This window comes from Bradyrhizobium sp. HKCCYLRH1034 (assembly GCF_051168375.1).
In the GTDB taxonomy this organism is placed as follows: Bacteria; Pseudomonadota; Alphaproteobacteria; order Rhizobiales; family Xanthobacteraceae; genus Bradyrhizobium.
In genome coordinates this window covers 102,811-118,913 of record NZ_JBNPUW010000004.1, presented here as the reverse complement: position 1 = coordinate 118,913, position 16,103 = coordinate 102,811, and the positions used below count along the sequence as shown (strand labels likewise).

Genomic DNA, 16,103 nt, shown 5'->3' with positions numbered 1-16,103 from the left:
CTCGGGGGAGCGATCTTGCTTGAGGCAAGATCGACAGTCCGCATCACACGGACCCTCCCGAGCCAGCCGCTCCGGAGGGTTTTTTGTTGCCCTCAGGCGAACCGGCTGCACGGCGAAACCAACGGAAGTCCCGGCTGTCAGCCGGAACGGGAGACCCGGATCCCGGGGCTCGCGCAGGTAATGCGCGCGGCCCGAGCGCGCGGGGCCTGTCGGAGGGAACGAGGCGGCAACGCCGGACACCGATGACAGAGCGAGCTTCAAGGAGCTCGCAACATGCGGCGCCGAAGAGCGCCGCAGACAAGCTATTTGAATTCCCGGCCGCTTGCGGCCGGGAGCTGCTGGTGGTGAAGGTGTCGGCTCCTTCGTGCCATTGGTGATGCGGGTTCGAATCCCGCCTATGGCGTCACGTACCGTGGAGGCGGCCATGCGAGGGCCGTCGTGTCGCGGGTTGCGGTTGTTCTTCTTTCGGATGACCTGCGTTGGCGTCATTGATCGCCGAGACCGCCTGTTCCCCAGCATGCCATCAACGCCACTCGGTGACCGCCGGGCGGCCAAGGCGGTGGTGAAGATGTCTGTTACTTCGTTGAAACCGAGCGCCCCATTGGGGCAGCGACAGCATCGCTTATTCCCCGCCGAACGTATCCACGAGCCGTGGTGAAGACGACTGTTACTTCGCCTTGCACGCCAGAGGTCGCGGGTTCGACTCCCGCCCGGTGTCCTGCCGGTAGCTCAGAGGTCAGAGCGCTGTCCGGTCTCTCAGCGACCGGGTCTCAGTCGTCGCCTGTTCCCGGCTCGTGGTCCATCTCAACCGGTGACCCTCATCGAACAGGCGGTCACGTCGTTACGGCGCAGCTACCTGCTGCGCCGCCTTCTTCCACGCGCCGTGGTGAAGAGTGCTGATACTTCGATTGCGGATCGAGAGGTCGTGGGTTCGACTCCCATCCGGCGTTCCATGCGCCGGTAGCTCAGCGGCAGAGCACTATCCGCTCCATGCCAGTGGAGCGGAACTCAGCATTCGCCCGTTCCCGGCGCGCGGTCCCCTGCCGCGCATGGTCTCCGAGACGAGATCATGCGTGACGGCCGGTGCTCCGGCCATTCCATCCATCATCAACCCAGAGAGGAGGCCATCATGGTCAGGCTCAACAAGTTCCTGCGCGCCTTCACCCATGAGGGTGCGCCGTCCCGGCAGCTCGCGCCCGAGCAGGCGCTGCAGCGCACGCTGATGAGCTGCCTGCTGTGGGAGGACCAGTTCTACGAGGACGGGATCGCGATCGCCGCGCGCATCAAGGCGCTGGTGCCGCTGGTCGAGCCGCGCGAGGTGGCTCAGCTCGCGGTCCGTGCACGCGAGGAGATGAAGCTGCGGCATGCGCCGCTGCTCGTCGCCCGCGAGATGGCGCGGCTGCCCACGCACCGTGCGCTGGTCGCCGAGACGCTGTCGCGCATCATCCAGCGGCCGGACGAGATGACCGAGCTGCTGGCGATCTACTGGGCGGATTCTCTGGGTCCGCAGCAGCAGCGCAAGCGGCAGCCGGTCTCGGCGCAGGTCAAGAAGGGGCTGGCGAAGGCGTTCGCCAAGTTCGACGCCTATCAGCTCGCGAAGTATGACCGCGAGGGACCGGTGCGGCTTCGCGACGTGCTGTTCCTGGTGCACGCTCGGCCCAGGGACGCCGCGCAGGAGGCGGTGTGGAAGCAGCTCGCCGATGGCGGGCTGCCGTCACCCGACACCTGGGAGGTCGCGCTCTCGGCCGGTGCGGACAAGCGCGCGAGCTTCGAGCGGCTGCTCTCGGAGAAGCGGCTCGGAGCGCTGGCGTTGCTGCGCAACCTGCGCCTGATGCAACAGGCCGGGGTGTCGCGGTCGATTATCGCGGCCGCGATCGAGACGATGCGGACGGACAGGATCCTGCCGTATCGGTTCATCACGGCGGCCCGGCACGCGCCGGACTTCGAGCCCGAGCTCGAGGCCGCGATGCTCCGGTCGATCAAGGGCTACGCGCGGCTTCCGGGCCGCACGCGGCTGCTGATCGACGTCTCCGGCTCGATGTTCGCATCGCTGTCGGCGAAGTCGGAGATGACGCGCGCGGACGCGGCGTGCGGGCTGGCGATCCTGGCCCGCGAGGTCTGCGACGAGGTGGAGATCTTCACGTTCAGCGACAAGGTCGTGAAGGTGCCGCCGCGGCGTGGCTTTGCGCTGCGCGACGCGATCCTCGGATCGCAGCCGCATTCCGGGACCTATCTCGGGCGTGCGGTGGGCGAGGTCGACCGCAAGGGAGACCGCCTGATCGTCTTCACCGACGAGCAGAGTCACGATGCGGTGCCGGCGCCCAAGGCGCGCGGGACCATGGTCAACGTGGCGTCGTACCAGCACGGGGTCGGCTACGGACCCTGGACGCGGGTCGACGGCTTCTCCGAGGCCGTGATCGCCTGGATCGCGGCGCATGAGGAGACTCTGCGCGGCGCGACCCTGCACTGACGACAACGGACCCGGACGCGTCACGGACGCGCCCGGGTCTTCCGTTAACCAGGCACATTCGGCGCCGACGTGCGCTGCTTGCTTCAAGGCGTCTGCTTCAGCAGCGGCGCCACGGTTTCGATCTCGTCGGTCATGACGCCGCCGGTAAAGTTCTTGGGCAACCTGGCGATGTCGTCCGGTGTGTCCAGCCCGGCCGAGAACGCCTCACCACTATAGGAGCCGACGACGAAGACGCTGCTTTCGGCGCGCGTCATGCGCGCGAGGAATCGGTCCGGCCAGCCCCACAGCCACGGCGCGACATTGATCGGGACCAGCACCATCATGTTGTGGCACGCGGACGGCACCAGGCCGGTCCAGCCATAGCCGAGATAGCGGACCAGGCAGCTCTTCAGCATGCCGCGCGACATGACCTTGAGATCCGGCAGAGACGCCCTGAGCGTCGCGATCGGCGCGTCGCCGCCATAGACCGTCAGTCGCGCCCGTCGCGCGCCAGGCAAGCGCGCCAGAGCATCCGCCAGCAGTCGGCCTTCCGCCGGATCATTGCTCTTGACGTTGATCAGGAAAGCCTTGTCCGGAAAGGCTGCGAGCACCTCGTCCAGCGACGGCATCAGGCCGACGCCCTTGCCGCGGAATGGAAAGGTGCGGCCGCCATCGGCAGTGTAGCCATAACCGATGTCGAGCTGCCGCAACGCCGTCATCGCATGCTCGCGCGTGACGCCCTTGCCATCGGTGCGACAGTCGAGCGTCCAGTCATGGAACACCGCGAACTGGCCATCGGTGGTTGGGTGCACGTCGAATTCCACGATATCGGCGCCGGCCAGAAAGCTGGCGCGCATCGAGGCGATGGTGTTCTCGAGATACTCATGCGTCGGCGGCAGCATCCGCGCCGCGGTGCAGGTTTCGCTCGTCAGGCCGGTGCGATCGAACTGCTGCGACACACCTCGATGAGCCAGAACGATCGCCTGTCCAGCAGTTTTCGACACCAGCAAGCTGGTGTTGTTGACGAACATCAAGCCGACGCACAGCAATGCCGTCATGCCGGCGCATTTCCAGAATCTGCTCATACCCTGCCAATTCCGTGACGATTCGAGCCGAATTGCGTCCAACCCTCGTGGGTGCAAAAGCTCTCGCGCGGGGATCACGCATTCTTGCATCCGGCACGCCGATCGCGAGCCTGCATCAGAACGGTCGTCGCCGAACTTCGGCTGGCTGCTGCAGGCGTCGTTGCGTCGTCCGCCGCCAAGCCATTCATGTTCGCCGAAGACCGATTGTCGGAGCTTGCCGGACTCCTCGGCATTCCCCACGCAAATACCCTGACAGCTATCGATATCTCGCCAATGGCGAGGGCGCGTCCGGTGTTCTGAGGCTCATCGGGCCCGATGGCGAAACCGAGATCCGCCTGCCCTGACGAGCTGGACCGGCGCGATCCGGCGAACTCATTTCGAGCTGACCCTGCGCGCACGCGCCGTTCCATGGCGTTCGAAGGACGGACGCAACTGTCGTGTCGCCATGCCCGGAACGATCTCCCGAGCAACGGAACTTGCCCGTCGGGCGACTCAAAGGGCGTGGATTCGCGCGCCGAGTCGCAGCCGCGACATCGGATCAGCCTTTCGCGGACTCACGCCGGAGATTTTTTCCGGCAAAGCTCTCAATGCGTTCGCCGGTGTCAGTTAAACGCAGGCCAGATTTTCCTTTCGCTTTTTCGGAATCTATGAAACACTGCGCCCGTCCCGCCTCGCCATGAGGGGCGCTTCGCGATCGTCACGAACGTGGAGGCGGGATGCGATGGGCGCAGCTCTGCCGCAGCATGGCCTTGCCGTGCGGACGAACGGCAGGATGCGCCGGCGAAATCGTGTGGTCCCGGCCTCCCGATGCCGAGGTCAAGCCGGCTGAGATGATGATCGGCCGGCGACGGGGGCAACAAAGCCCGGTCCCCGAGGAGAGCACGTATAAGCCGTCCAACCGTTGCGCAGGGAAGGCCGGGATCGTCCGGCTGAGCCTGTGGTTCCTGCCCCGTGCACTTCTTCACGCACGGGGGCCGCGGGTATCAGCGGATACCCGGCCTTCCCTGCGCCCTCTGTTCAAAGAGGGACACCGTACGATCATCACCCGGGCGCGCAACGTGCCGCGGGATCGCGATGACATGCTGTTTGACATTCACATCAGAACGCCACGCGCATGACCCCCGCGCGAGAGCGTCACTTGCCGTCGTCGAGATGGACCAGCACCGCCGCATTGGCGATGATGATGGCATCGCTGCCGGCCTCGGCCGCAATCTCCAGCCCGCCTTTGACCGCGGTCACGGTCACCGTGCCATAGGGCAGCTCCTTGGCCACTGCAGCGGTGTCGACAGCCTCCGGGTTCGGCACGCCGATGGTGACGTCCACGAACATGTCCTGCGGCGTCTTGCCGACCATGCGGAAGAAGCCGAGGCTGGAATGGCGGATCGCGTCCGACACCGCGCGCTTGGCCGCCTTGGTGGCGTCGCGGCCATGGACGTCGACGCCCATGCCCATCTCGGTGATACAGCGGACGCGCGCCATGTCGTGTTTCCCTCGGTTGCTTGCCTCGTATGCCATGCGACCTTAGCCAACGGCGCGGCCGACGCAACCCGGGTGGACATCAAGCGCCCCCGCCGCAGAAAATGGTCATCTGATGCCGACATATATCGTGCAAGATGATGCGCTGGACGAACCCGAGAACAAGGTCTTCGAATGATGTTCCTCCCCGTCTTTCCCGTGATGGCGATCCATCGGCCGGATCCGGCAGGCATGGCTGACCACGAGGAACATTGAAGGAGAACGCCAATGGGTTTTTCACACACGCTGGGCGGTACGCGCTATCGGTTCGACGACCTCAGAACCTTGCTTGCGAAGGCAACGCCGTTGCGCTCGGGCGACGTGCTGGCGGGCCTCGCCGCGGAGGATGCCGCCGAACGCGTGGCGGCACGGATGGCGCTCGCCGAGCTGCCGCTGCGCCATTTCCTCAACGAGGCCGTCATCCCCTACGAGAGCGACGAGGTCACGCGGCTGATCGTCGACCAGCATGACGGCAAGGCGTTCGCTCCCGTCGCAAGCCTCACGGTCGGCGCCTTCCGCGAATGGCTGCTGTCGGATGCGGCCGACGCAGATGCACTCAGCGGCGTATCGCCAGGGCTGACGCCGGAGATGGTTGCTGCGGTCTGCAAGATCATGCGGCTGCAGGACCTGGTGACGGTCGCGGCGAAATGTCAGGTGGTCACCCGCTTCCGCTGCACCATCGGCCTGCCGGGACGGATGTCGACGCGGCTGCAGCCCAACCATCCGCTGGACGATCCCAAGGGCGTGGCAGCCTCGATCCTCGACGGGCTGATGTACGGCGTCGGCGATGCCACCATCGGCATCAACCCAGCGAGCGACGACCTCGACACCATGGTACGGCTGCTCGACTTGATCGAGACCTTGCGGCTCGCCTCCGATGCGCCGATCCAGTCCTGCGTGCTCGCGCATGTCACGACGGCGCTGAAGGCGATCGAGCGCCGCGCGCCGGTCGATCTCGTGTTCCAGTCCCTGGCCGGCAGCGAGGAGGCCAATCGCGGCTTCGGCATCACGCTGTCGCTGCTCGACGAGGCGCTCGCCGCGGCCGAAGGCCTGCAGCGCTGCCCCGTCGGGGGCAACGTGATGTATTTCGAGACCGGACAGGGCAGCGAGCTCTCCTCCGGCGGCCATTGCGGCGTCGACCAGCAGACCTTGGAAGCACGCTGCTACGCGGTCGCGCGGCGCTATCGGCCGCTGCTCGTGAACACCGTGGTCGGATTCATCGGTCCGGAATATCTCTACGACGGAAAGCAGATCATACGCGCGGGCCTGGAGGATCATTTCTGCGGCAAGCTGCTGGGGCTGCCGATGGGCTGCGACGTCTGCTACACCAACCACGCAGAAGCCGACCAGGACGACATGGATGCGCTGCTGACCCTGCTTGGCGTCGCCGGCTGCACCTACATCATGGGTGTGCCGGGCGCCGACGACATCATGCTGAACTATCAAAGCACCTCGTTCCATGACGCGCTCTATGTGCGCAAGGTGCTCGGCAAGCGCGCGGCGCCGGAGTTCGAGGCCTGGCTCGCGGCCACCGGCCTCAGCGATGCCAAAGGCGAGCTGCGCTTCGAGCCGGCGCGGCTGATGCCGGCGCTGCCGCTGCTGGAGGCCAAGTGATGGGCGGCTCCGACGAGAGCAACTCGCCGGCAACGTCGTCATCGGACGATTGGCGCTGGCTGTCACGCTATACCGAAGCGCGGATCGCGTTGGGACGCTGCGGTCCTGGCCTGCCGACATCGGCACATCTCGCCTTCCAGGCTGCCCACGCCGAAGCGCGCGATGCCGTGCTGAAGCCGTTCGACGCCGAGCGCTTTGCCGCCGAGGCGACCGCGCATGGCTGGCCGGCCCTTGCCGTGCACAGCCGCGCCGCCGATCGCGCCACCTATCTGCAGCGTCCCGATGCAGGGCGCCTGCTGTCGTCGGCGTCGGAAGCGCTGTTGTCCGAGCCGCGCGCGCCGGCAGACATCACGCTGGTGGTGGCTGATGGCCTGAGCAGCCGCGCGGTCCAGGTCAACGCCCTGCCCGTGCTCGACATGTTGATGCCGCGCCTGGCTGCAACCGGCAGACGGCTGTCGCCGGTGATCGTTGCTTCGCAGGGCCGCGTCGGGCTCGCCGATCATGTTGGCGAGCTGTTCGGCGCGTCGGCCTCGATCATCTTGATCGGCGAGCGCCCGGGCCTGAGCGCGGCCGATTCCCTCGGCCTCTATCTCACCTGGATGCCGCGCCGGGGCCGCGTCGATGCCGAACGCAACTGCATTTCCAACGTCCGCCAGGGCGGCCTCGCACCGGCGGATGCGGCGAGCCAGGCGGCCGAACTGATCCAGCGCATGTTCCTCCACCAGGCCGCCGGCGTCAGCCTCGCCCGGCTGCCGCAACTCCCCGCACCGGACGGTGATGGCGCGTCATGATGCCGGGGCGGTGCGAGACGTCATACCGCGCAATAGCGGTCCTGGATGTCCTTGTCGGCCAGCAGCGCCGCGGCGCTGCTCTCATGCACGACCTCGCCCTGGTCGATGATGACGGCGCGATCGGCGAGCCGCAGCGCCCATTCGACGTTCTGCTCGACCAGGAGCAGCGTCTTGCCCTGGTCGCGCAGCCGCCGGAACAGCACGCCCATCTCTTCGACGAGCACCGGCATGATGCCTTCCGACGGCTCGTCGAGCAGAACCATGCGCGGCCGCGCGATCAAGGCCCGCGCGATCGCCAGCATCTGCTGCTCGCCACCCGACAGCGTGACGCCCTCCTGATCCAGCCGCTCGTTCAATCGTGGAAAGGTCTCCGCAACCTCGGCGAACGCCGCGCGCTCCTCGATATCGGCGCTGGCGGCGACCAGCCCGAGCCGCAGGTTCTCGCGCACCGACAGGCCCGGCACGATGCGGCGCTCCTCCGGAACATAAGCGAGCCCGAGATGAAAGCGCTTGTGGGCCGCAAGCGGCAGCAGATCATGGCCGGCAAAGCGCACGCGCCCCGCGGCCCGCGGCATCAGCCCCATGACGGTGCGCAACGTCGTGGTCTTGCCGGCGCCGTTGCGGCCGACGAGCGCGACCACCTCGCCCTCGCTCACGCGCAGCGAGATGCCGTGCAGGACGTGGCTGGCGCCATACCAGGCCTGGAGGCCGTCGAGCTCGAGCAACGCGGTCTCAGCCATAGCCTTCACTCTGTCCCAGATAGACCCGGCGCACGTCGGGGTTGGATCGGATGTCCTCAGCACGACCATCGGCGAGCAGCCGGCCGTGATGCAGCACCAGCACCCGCTGGCTCAGGCCGAGCACCATCTTCATCTTGTGCTCGACCAGCAGCACCGTGCGCTTCTCCGCCAGCCGCTCCAGCAGCGCCACCATCTCCTTGGTCTCCTCCGGCCCCATGCCCGCGGTCGGCTCATCGAGCAGCAGAAGCTCCGGTTCGGAGACCAGCGCAATGGCGATATCCAGCGCGCGCTGCTGGCCATGGGCGAGATACTTCGCGAGCTCGCCGCGCCTGCCGATCAGGCCGACAGCCATCAGGGCCGCATCGGCGCGTTCGCCGAGTTCGGCAAGATCGGCGCGCTTGCGCCAGATGTCGTAGCTTACCCGCATCGCCTGGGCGGCGACCCGGACATTCTCGTGCACCGACAGATCGGGAAAGATGTTGGTGATCTGGTACGAGCGCGAGATGCCCTGATGCACGAAGCGATGCTGTGGCAGGCCGTTCAGCTCGCGGCCCTTGAACCGCAAGGTGCCGCTGCTCGGCGACAGCGTGCCGGAGAGAATGTTGAAGAAGGTGCTCTTGCCTGCCCCGTTCGGGCCGATGATCGAGGTCAGCTCACCGACCGCGAACGCGACCGAGATCCCTTCCAGCGCGACGAAGCCGCCGAAACGACGGCCGATCCCGTCGGCGCGCAGCAGCTCGGTGCTCATCGGCGTTGCCTCGCGATCGGCAGCACATCGAGGAACGTGCCCCAGATGCCCTTGGGCAGGAACAGCACGAACACCACGAAGATGGCGCCGACCACGATCTGCCAGTGCGGCGTCCACAATGACACGACGTCCTCCAGGATCAGGAAGACCGCGGCCCCGACGAACGGCCCGAAGAAGCTGCGTGCGCCACCGAGCAGCACCATCATCACGATCATGCCGGAGGTCTGGTAGTGCAGGATGTCGAGCGGAACGATGGACAAATGCAGAGCCGACATGCAGCCGCCGACGGCGGAGATGGCGCCCGACAGCATGAACACGATCAGCTTGCAGCGCTCGACGTCGTAGCCGCAGGCCCGCGCGCGCTGCTCGTTCTCGCGGATCGCCTCGATGACCGCGCCGAATGGCGAGTTGAGGATGCGCGACTGCACCCAGATCGCGATCGCCGCGAGCACCATCAGCACGTAATATTTGTTCACGGGATCGAGGAAGTTGATCTGCGCGCCGAACAGACCGATGTGGTCGACCGTGAAGCCACGCAGCCCGTTCTCGCCGCCGGTGAAGGAGGAGGCCTGCAGCGCCACGTAGTAGACGAGTTGCGCCAGCGCGAGCGTGACCATGGAGAAATAGATGCCGCGGGTGCGCGTCGAGATCGTTCCGATCAATGCGGCGAGCGCCATGCTCGCCGCGATCGCCAGCGGCACTGCGGCAAACCACGGCAGGCCCCAGCGGCCGATGGCGATGCCGGTCAGATACGCGCCGGTGCCGAAGAAGGCGGCGTGGCCGAACGACAGCAGCCCGGTGTAGCCGAACAGCAGATTGTAGCCCATCACCACGACGCCATAGATCAGGACGTTCACGGCGAGCGCCTTCGACGGCAGCAGCCAGGGCAGCAGCGCCAGTGCGACCAGCGAAACCAGCACGCGGTGATCCGCGAGAAGCGTAAAGAGGCGCTGCGCCTGAGGAAGCGGCGGTGCTTCGCCGGTCGAATGCACCGTCATCACGTTCTCCCCTTGAGGCCGAACAGACCCTGTGGCCGGATCAGCAGGACCGCGGCCATGAGCGCGAACATCACGATCGTCGCCATCTCGGGCGCAAACAACGCGACCATGCTGATGCAGATGCCGACCATCAGCCCCGCGACCACGGCGCCGACGATCGAGCCGAGGCCGCCGATCACGGTGACGACGAAGGCCTCGGCCAGCACCAGCGTTCCCATCTCGGGATTGACGCTGCGCATGGGTCCCGCCAGCACCCCGCCGAGCGCGGCAAGGCCGACGCCGAGGCCGAAGATCGCGAGCCACACCTTGCCGATGTCGACCCCGAGCACCCGCATGATCAGGGGATCACGGGCGCCGGCCCGCACGATCAGGCCGACCCGGGTCTTCTCCAGCATCAGCCAGAGCACCAGCAGCACAACGGCGACCAGCGCGATCACGAACAGACGATATTTGGGGAAGAAGCCGACGCCGAGATCGACGACGCCGATCAATTGGGACGGTGTCGGAAACGGAATGCCGTCGCTGCCGAACACGATGCGCACCCCCTCGACCAGGATGTAGCTGAGACCGAAGGTGAGCAGCAATGGATCATCGATCGACCGGCCATACAGGCGCCGGACCAGGACGAATTCGATCAGCATGCCGAACGCGCCGACCAGAATTGGGGCGAGCAGCAAGCCCCACCAGAAGCTGCCGGTCAGCGATGCCAGATACAGACCGGCATAGGCCCCGATCATGAACAGCGCCCCATGGGCGAAATTGACCACGCCGAGCATGCCGAACACGATGGTGAGGCCGAGCGCAGTGATCACCAGCACCGCCCCAAGGGCGATGCCGGAAAACAGCTGCATGATGATCAGCGAGAGGTCCATGCGATCAGGATCAGGTGGCGTGGCCGAGTTCGCCGCAGCTGCGCAGCATCTCGTCCGCCCCGGGATCGCTGGCCACGATCGCGAACAGGTCGTTCTCGCTCGCCATCGCCGACTTCTTCTTGGATTCCAGCACAAGCACCGACTGCACCGACTGGTGGTCGCATTTGCGGTAATGCTGCGGGCCCTTGGTCAGATCGTATTGCAGCCCCTCCAGCACCGCGATGACCTTATCGGTGTCGGTGCCACCGGCGGCCTGCATCGCCTGCAGCAGCGAGCCGACGCCGGAGTAGCCATAGGCGCCGTAGTCGGTCGGGATCGCGCCGCCATTGGCGGCCCGGAACGCCTTGTTGAACTCGGCCGCGGTCTTGTTCTGTGTCTCAAGACCCCAATAATAGTTGGCGCCGCCGACGACGCCCTCGAACACGTCGGGCCCGACGGCGAGGCGCTGATTGTGCAGGATCACCGGCACCACGATCTTCATCTGCTGCTTGATGCCGAAATCCACCGCCTGCTTGATCGCGTTGGCCTGGTCGCGGCCGAAATTGCTGATGCACAGCACGTCCGGCCGCAGCGACATCAGCCGCGGCATGAAGGTCGAATAGTCGGCTGCACCGAACGGATGCAGGATCTCGCCGACGCTCTCGGCACCGATCGCCGTCTGCGCCCGCTTGAAGCCGCGCAGCATCTCATGGCCATAGGCATAGTCGGCCACGAGATGGGCGACCTTCATGCCCTTCTTGATGGTCTGGCGGGCCACGGCCGCCGTGGTCATGTGCGGGTTCAGCGCCTCGTGGAAGGTGTATTTGCTGAAATCCTTGACCTCGTTGATGGTGTCGGACTGGCTGATCGACACGTAGATCACGCCGCGAGCGCGCGTCACCTCGTTGACGGCAAGCTGGACGGCGCTGGAGAGCGCGCCGACGATAGCGTGCACCTTGTCCTTCTCGATCAGCTCGAGCGTCCGCGTCGCCGCCTCGCCGGCGTTGAGCTTGTCGTCGCGCACAAGCAGCTCGACCTTGCGGCCGGCGACGCCGCCTTTGTCGTTGACCAGCTTGACGGCGAGTTCGGCGCACTTGACCTGGTCACGCGCCTCGGCGGCGAACGGACCGGTCAGCGGCGTCGGAAAGCCGATGCGGATGGTGTCATCGGCGGCACGCCCCAGGCGCGGCATCGCGAGCGTGGCGACACCTGCCGACATCCCCATCAGCGCCGTGCGGCGGGATATTCCTGCGCGTCGCAACTTCGTCTCGTAGTTTGGCATGATCTCCTCCCTCATTCGTTTTTCTTAGAACCGGTTGAGCGCCTTGAGCACGCGCGCAGGCGTGATGGGAATGGTGTTGATGGAAGCGCCGAAGGGCATCAGCGCATCATTGACCGCATTCAGCACACAGGCCGACGCGGCCGCGGTGCCAGCCTCACCGCAGCCCTTTGCGCCGAGAATGGTGTCCGCCGTCGGCGTCTCGACGTGATCGATGGTAATGTCTGGCATCTCCATCGCCATCGGCACCAGATAGTCGGCCATCGACCCGTTGAGCAACTGGCCGGTCTCACCGTAACGGCACTCCTCGAACAGCGCAGCGCCAAGACCCTGCACGACACCGCCGCGCAACTGCTCGTCGACCAGCATCGGGTTGATGATCCGGCCGCAATCCTCGACGACATAGTGCTTCAGCAGCTTGATGAAGCCGGTCTCGACATCGACTTCGAGGTAGCAGCCCTGGATGCCGTTGGTGAAGGCAAAGGGGTAGCCCTGGGGCGCGAAATGATGGCTGACAGTCAGCTGCGCCTGAGTGCCCGGTGGCAAGGTGTCGGACCGGAAATAGGCGATGCGCGCGATCTCGGCGACTGGGATACGCGGCTGCCCCGTCGCGACAGAGGTGATCTGGCCGTCGACGACGTCGAGCGCGGCGGGCTGCTCCTGCAGCACCAGCGCGGCAATCTCCAGAATGTTCGCCTTGAGCTTCCGCGCGGCCTGCAGTGCCGTTTCGCCACCGATGCCCGCACCGCGGCAGGCCCAGGTCGCACCACCATGTGGCGTGACCTCGGTATCGCCGGTGATGATCTTGACGTGCTCCTGGGCGAGGCCGAGCTGGTCGGCGACGATCTGGCCGATGATCGCCTCGGTGCCCTGTCCCTGCTCCGTCACGGAGATCGCGCAGCGCACCTCGCCCGACGGCGTCAGGCTGACGGTCGCGCCGTCCTGCGAGGAGATCCGCGCGCCGCCGACGCCGTAGAAGGCCGGGCTCGGATTGGTGATCTCGACGAAGGTCGCAATGCCGATGCCGCGATAGATGCCGCGCCGGTGCAGCTCGGCCTGCTCGGCGCGGAGCGCGTCATAGTCCATGATCCCGCGCAGCCGCCGCAGGCAGACTTCGTGCGACAGCGCCTCGAACCTGTAGCCGGTCGGCGATGCCGTCGGATAGGCGCTGTCGACAATCACGTTCCTGGCGCGCATCGCGAATGGATCGAGCCCGACACGGGCAGCGGCGAGATCCACCATGCGCTCGGTGACCGCGCAGGCGATGGGATGTCCAACCGCGCGATACTGGCTGGTCTGCACCTTGTTCTGGAACACGACCTCGAGCGCGGCGCGGTAGGATTTGAAATCATACGGCGCACCGATCAGGCGGATGACCTGATTGCCTTCGACGACGCTGGTGCGCGGATAGGTCGAGAACGCGCCGATCGCCGTGGCATCGTGGACGTCCATGGCAAGGATCTTGCCGTCGGCGTCGACGGCCATGCGCGCGCGGACGCGGTGATCGCGGGCATGAATATCCGATACGAAGGACTCGATGCGATCGGCGACGTATTTGACCGGGCGCCCGAGCAGGATCGACAGCCCGACAACCGCCATGTCCTCGTGGTAGACATGCAGCTTCATGCCGAACGACCCGCCGACATCGGGCGCGATCACGCGCACGCTGGCTTCCGGGATGCCGTAGTGGCGAGCGTACAGATCCTGGAACTGGTAGGGCGTCTGCGTGGCGTGGTGCACCGTCAGCGCGCCGCTCTCGGAATCATAGTCCGCGACGATGGCCCGCGGCTCGAGCGTGACCGGGGTATGACGGCCGAAGCTGAATTCTTCCTCGATCACATGCGCGGCCGACGCGAAGGCCTCATCGACGCGGCCGCTGTCGAGCTGCGTGCGGAAACAGATGTTGGACGCCGCAACCGGATTGACCAGCGGCATCCCCGGCCGACGCGCGGCGTCGAGATCGACCACCGCCGGCAGCTCCTCGTAGTCGACCGAGATCAGCTCCAGCGCATCCTCCGCGATCGCCCTGCTCTCGGCGACCACGGCAATCACGGCCTGCCCAGCCCAGACGACGCGATCCAATGGCAACGGCAGCTGCGGCTCGGACGTCATGCCCTTGAAATGATCGAGCGTCCCGGTCCACGGTGTGCAGATCTTCGCCAGATCGGCGCCGGTCGCAACCAGATGCACGCCCGCAAGCGCCCGCGCCGCATCGACCTCGATGCCGGTGATCCGTGCATGAGCATACGGGGTGCGCAGGAAGGCGGCATACAGCATGCGCGGCAGGCGAATGTCCGTCACATAGCGCCCGCGTCCGGCGAGCAGTCGCTTCGCATTCGGTCGCGGCACGGAGCGGCCGATATAGGAATTCGGGCGGTCCAGCGACGTCAGCGGCGGGCTCATGGCGACGAGCCCTCCGCGCCCTGCGATGCCGTTGCTGCCCGTGCCGCGGCGACCGCGGCGATGGCGTCGACGATCGCTTCATATCCGGTGCAGCGGCAGAAATTGCCCGAGAGCGCGTCGCGAATGGTCTCGCGACTCGGCCGTGCCACGTGGGTCAGCAGCTCATGAGCGGTGATCAGCATGCCCGGCGTGCAGAACCCGCATTGCAGCGCATTGCGCCGATGAAACTCGGCTTGCAGGTCGGCGATCACGCCGCTCTCCGAGAGCCCCTCGATCGTATCGATCCGCGCGCCATCGGCCTGCACGGCGAACATCAGGCAGCCATGCACGGCAGCGCCGTCGAGCTGAACCAGGCAGGCGCCGCAGGCCCCCATCTCGCAACCGGCATGCGTGCCGGTCAGCTCGAGCTGCTGGCGAAGACAATCCACCAGCGTGTCGCGAGGCGCGACGTCACACGCCACCTTGCGGCCGTTGACGATGAGGCGAATGCGGACCTGCTCCTCGGTCTCGATGTCGACCGGCGGGCTCATGCGGCTTCTCCGATCCGTCCCAGCAGCCGGCCGAGCAGAACGCGCGCCAGATGCAGACGCATCGCCGCCGGAACATCGTCGCTGTCAGCGGGCGCGAGATCGGCGTCGAGCGCAGCCTGCGCCGCCGCAATCCGTGCAGCATCGATCCGGTTGCCGGTGAGCGCTGTCTCCGCATGCCTCGCACGGGTCGGGACGTCGCCGACCGAAAAGAATGAAATGCCTATGCGCTCGATCAGATCGCCCTGGCAGGTCGCGAGCAGGCCGCAACCGACCAGTGCATAGTCGCCGCGCCGGCGGGCCAGCTCATCGAACGCAATGCGCTGGCCGGCTTGGAAGAGAGGAACATGAACCGCGACGAGGATCTCGCCGGGCGCGATCGCCGTCTCGAAAAGATCGGTGAAGAAGTCATCGGCTTTGACGCGGCGCCGGCCGGACGCGCCGGCAATCTCAATCTCGGCGTCGAGCGCCAGCACCATCGCCGGAAACTCGGAGGCTGGGTCGGCCAGCGCGACACTGCCGCCAAAGGTCCCGCGATTGCGGATGGCAGGATGCGCAACGAACGGGGCTGCGGCGCGCAACAGCGGCGCAAACTCAGCGATCAGCGGATCGGTCAGCATCTCGCAGTGCCGGGTCAAGGCGCCGATCCGCAACCATTCGCCGTCCCGCGTGATGCCGCGCAGCTCTGCAATGTGGTTGATATCGATCAGAATTCGCGGGGCCTGAAGACGCAACGCCAGCGCCGGAACCAGGCTCTGACCACCAGCAATGAAACGCACATCGTCGCCGGCGCCCGCATGAGCTTCGAGCGCCTCGCCGATCGTGTGTGCACGAAAATAGCTGAAAGCCCTCGCTTTCATCCGTTTCCTCACCGCCAGGGCTCGCCAGCCCGGATTCCCAAATTTGTGACCATCTGGTCTCAAAAGAGTTGCACGCAGCGGCACCGCGGTCAACCAGAAACGAACGATTGGTCACAAATCAGCTTTCGGCTATCAAGCAGGCTGTCGCCGCAATCGATAGAGACCATGGCTAGGACCCCGAAGACAGCGAGCGCTGAGACAACAGGCCGAGTTGATGGACGCCCGCGCAGGTCCGAGAACCGT

The 16,103-nt window shown here is 66.2% G+C and carries 13 protein-coding genes and 1 tRNA gene; 4 read left to right on the top strand and 10 right to left on the bottom strand.

Going from position 1 to position 16,103, the window contains the following annotated elements:
* The first annotated feature begins 878 nt into the window (after positions 1–878).
* Both ACQR0W_RS10765 and ACQR0W_RS10760 read left to right on the top strand, forming a co-directional pair.
* Positions 879–953: transfer RNA gene (locus ACQR0W_RS10765), tRNA-OTHER, on the top strand.
* Between the two features lie 176 nt (positions 954–1,129).
* Positions 1,130–2,470: a TROVE domain-containing protein gene (locus ACQR0W_RS10760; protein WP_315826759.1), complete on the top strand. Its 1,341-nt coding sequence runs from the start codon at positions 1,130–1,132 to the stop codon at positions 2,468–2,470.
* A gap of 83 nt (positions 2,471–2,553) precedes the next feature.
* Here ACQR0W_RS10760 and ACQR0W_RS10755 read toward each other — a convergent pair whose 3' ends face one another.
* Together ACQR0W_RS10755 and ACQR0W_RS10750 are read right to left on the bottom strand one after the other, a co-directional pair.
* Entirely contained in the window at positions 2,554–3,534 is a 981-nt protein-coding gene (locus tag ACQR0W_RS10755; RefSeq protein ID WP_316170377.1) for a glycerophosphodiester phosphodiesterase family protein, read from the bottom strand.
* Positions 3,535–4,668: 1,134 nt separating this feature from the next.
* Positions 4,669–5,013 (bottom strand): Lin0512 family protein, encoded by a 345-nt coding sequence (locus ACQR0W_RS10750; protein ID WP_315712523.1) that lies wholly within the window; start codon positions 5,011–5,013, stop codon positions 4,669–4,671.
* A gap of 264 nt (positions 5,014–5,277) precedes the next feature.
* Here ACQR0W_RS10750 and ACQR0W_RS10745 point away from each other — a divergent pair, with 264 nt between their 5' ends.
* Positions 5,278–6,663: an ethanolamine ammonia-lyase subunit EutB gene (locus ACQR0W_RS10745; RefSeq protein WP_315827464.1), complete on the top strand. Its 1,386-nt coding sequence runs from the start codon at positions 5,278–5,280 to the stop codon at positions 6,661–6,663.
* Positions 6,663–7,454 (top strand): ethanolamine ammonia-lyase subunit EutC, encoded by a 792-nt coding sequence (eutC, locus tag ACQR0W_RS10740; RefSeq protein ID WP_315827463.1) that lies wholly within the window; start codon positions 6,663–6,665, stop codon positions 7,452–7,454. The genes ACQR0W_RS10745 and eutC overlap by 1 nt, the downstream gene beginning before the upstream one ends.
* A 20-nt stretch (positions 7,455–7,474) precedes the next feature.
* On the opposite strand, the gene ACQR0W_RS10735 is transcribed toward eutC, so the two are convergent.
* The 8 genes from ACQR0W_RS10735 to ACQR0W_RS10700 are packed head-to-tail and all read right to left on the bottom strand — an operon-like array spanning position 7,475 to position 15,860.
* Positions 7,475–8,194: an ABC transporter ATP-binding protein gene (locus ACQR0W_RS10735; RefSeq protein ID WP_315712527.1), complete on the bottom strand. Its 720-nt coding sequence runs from the start codon at positions 8,192–8,194 to the stop codon at positions 7,475–7,477.
* Entirely contained in the window at positions 8,187–8,942 is a 756-nt protein-coding gene (locus ACQR0W_RS10730; RefSeq protein ID WP_315827462.1) for an ABC transporter ATP-binding protein, read from the bottom strand. The genes ACQR0W_RS10735 and ACQR0W_RS10730 overlap by 8 nt, the downstream gene beginning before the upstream one ends.
* Entirely contained in the window at positions 8,939–9,940 is a 1,002-nt protein-coding gene (locus ACQR0W_RS10725) for a branched-chain amino acid ABC transporter permease (RefSeq protein WP_315827461.1), read from the bottom strand. Before ACQR0W_RS10725 ends, ACQR0W_RS10730 begins: the two co-directional genes overlap by 4 nt.
* Positions 9,940–10,812, bottom strand: coding sequence for a branched-chain amino acid ABC transporter permease (locus tag ACQR0W_RS10720; protein WP_315827460.1), 873 nt, complete (start codon positions 10,810–10,812; stop codon positions 9,940–9,942). The genes ACQR0W_RS10725 and ACQR0W_RS10720 overlap by 1 nt, the downstream gene beginning before the upstream one ends.
* Positions 10,813–10,822: 10 nt before the next feature.
* Positions 10,823–12,073 (bottom strand): ABC transporter substrate-binding protein, encoded by a 1,251-nt coding sequence (locus tag ACQR0W_RS10715; RefSeq protein ID WP_316170376.1) that lies wholly within the window; start codon positions 12,071–12,073, stop codon positions 10,823–10,825.
* A 24-nt stretch (positions 12,074–12,097) separates the two neighbouring features.
* Entirely contained in the window at positions 12,098–14,473 is a 2,376-nt protein-coding gene (locus ACQR0W_RS10710; protein ID WP_316170375.1) for a xanthine dehydrogenase family protein molybdopterin-binding subunit, read from the bottom strand.
* The gene (locus tag ACQR0W_RS10705) at positions 14,470–15,003 is read right to left on the bottom strand and encodes a (2Fe-2S)-binding protein (RefSeq protein ID WP_316164653.1); all 534 of its coding nucleotides are present in this window, start codon (positions 15,001–15,003) and stop codon (positions 14,470–14,472) included. The genes ACQR0W_RS10710 and ACQR0W_RS10705 overlap by 4 nt, the downstream gene beginning before the upstream one ends.
* Positions 15,000–15,860 (bottom strand): FAD binding domain-containing protein, encoded by an 861-nt coding sequence (locus ACQR0W_RS10700; protein ID WP_316170523.1) that lies wholly within the window; start codon positions 15,858–15,860, stop codon positions 15,000–15,002. Before ACQR0W_RS10700 ends, ACQR0W_RS10705 begins: the two co-directional genes overlap by 4 nt.
* Between the last annotated feature and the right edge of the window lie 243 nt (positions 15,861–16,103).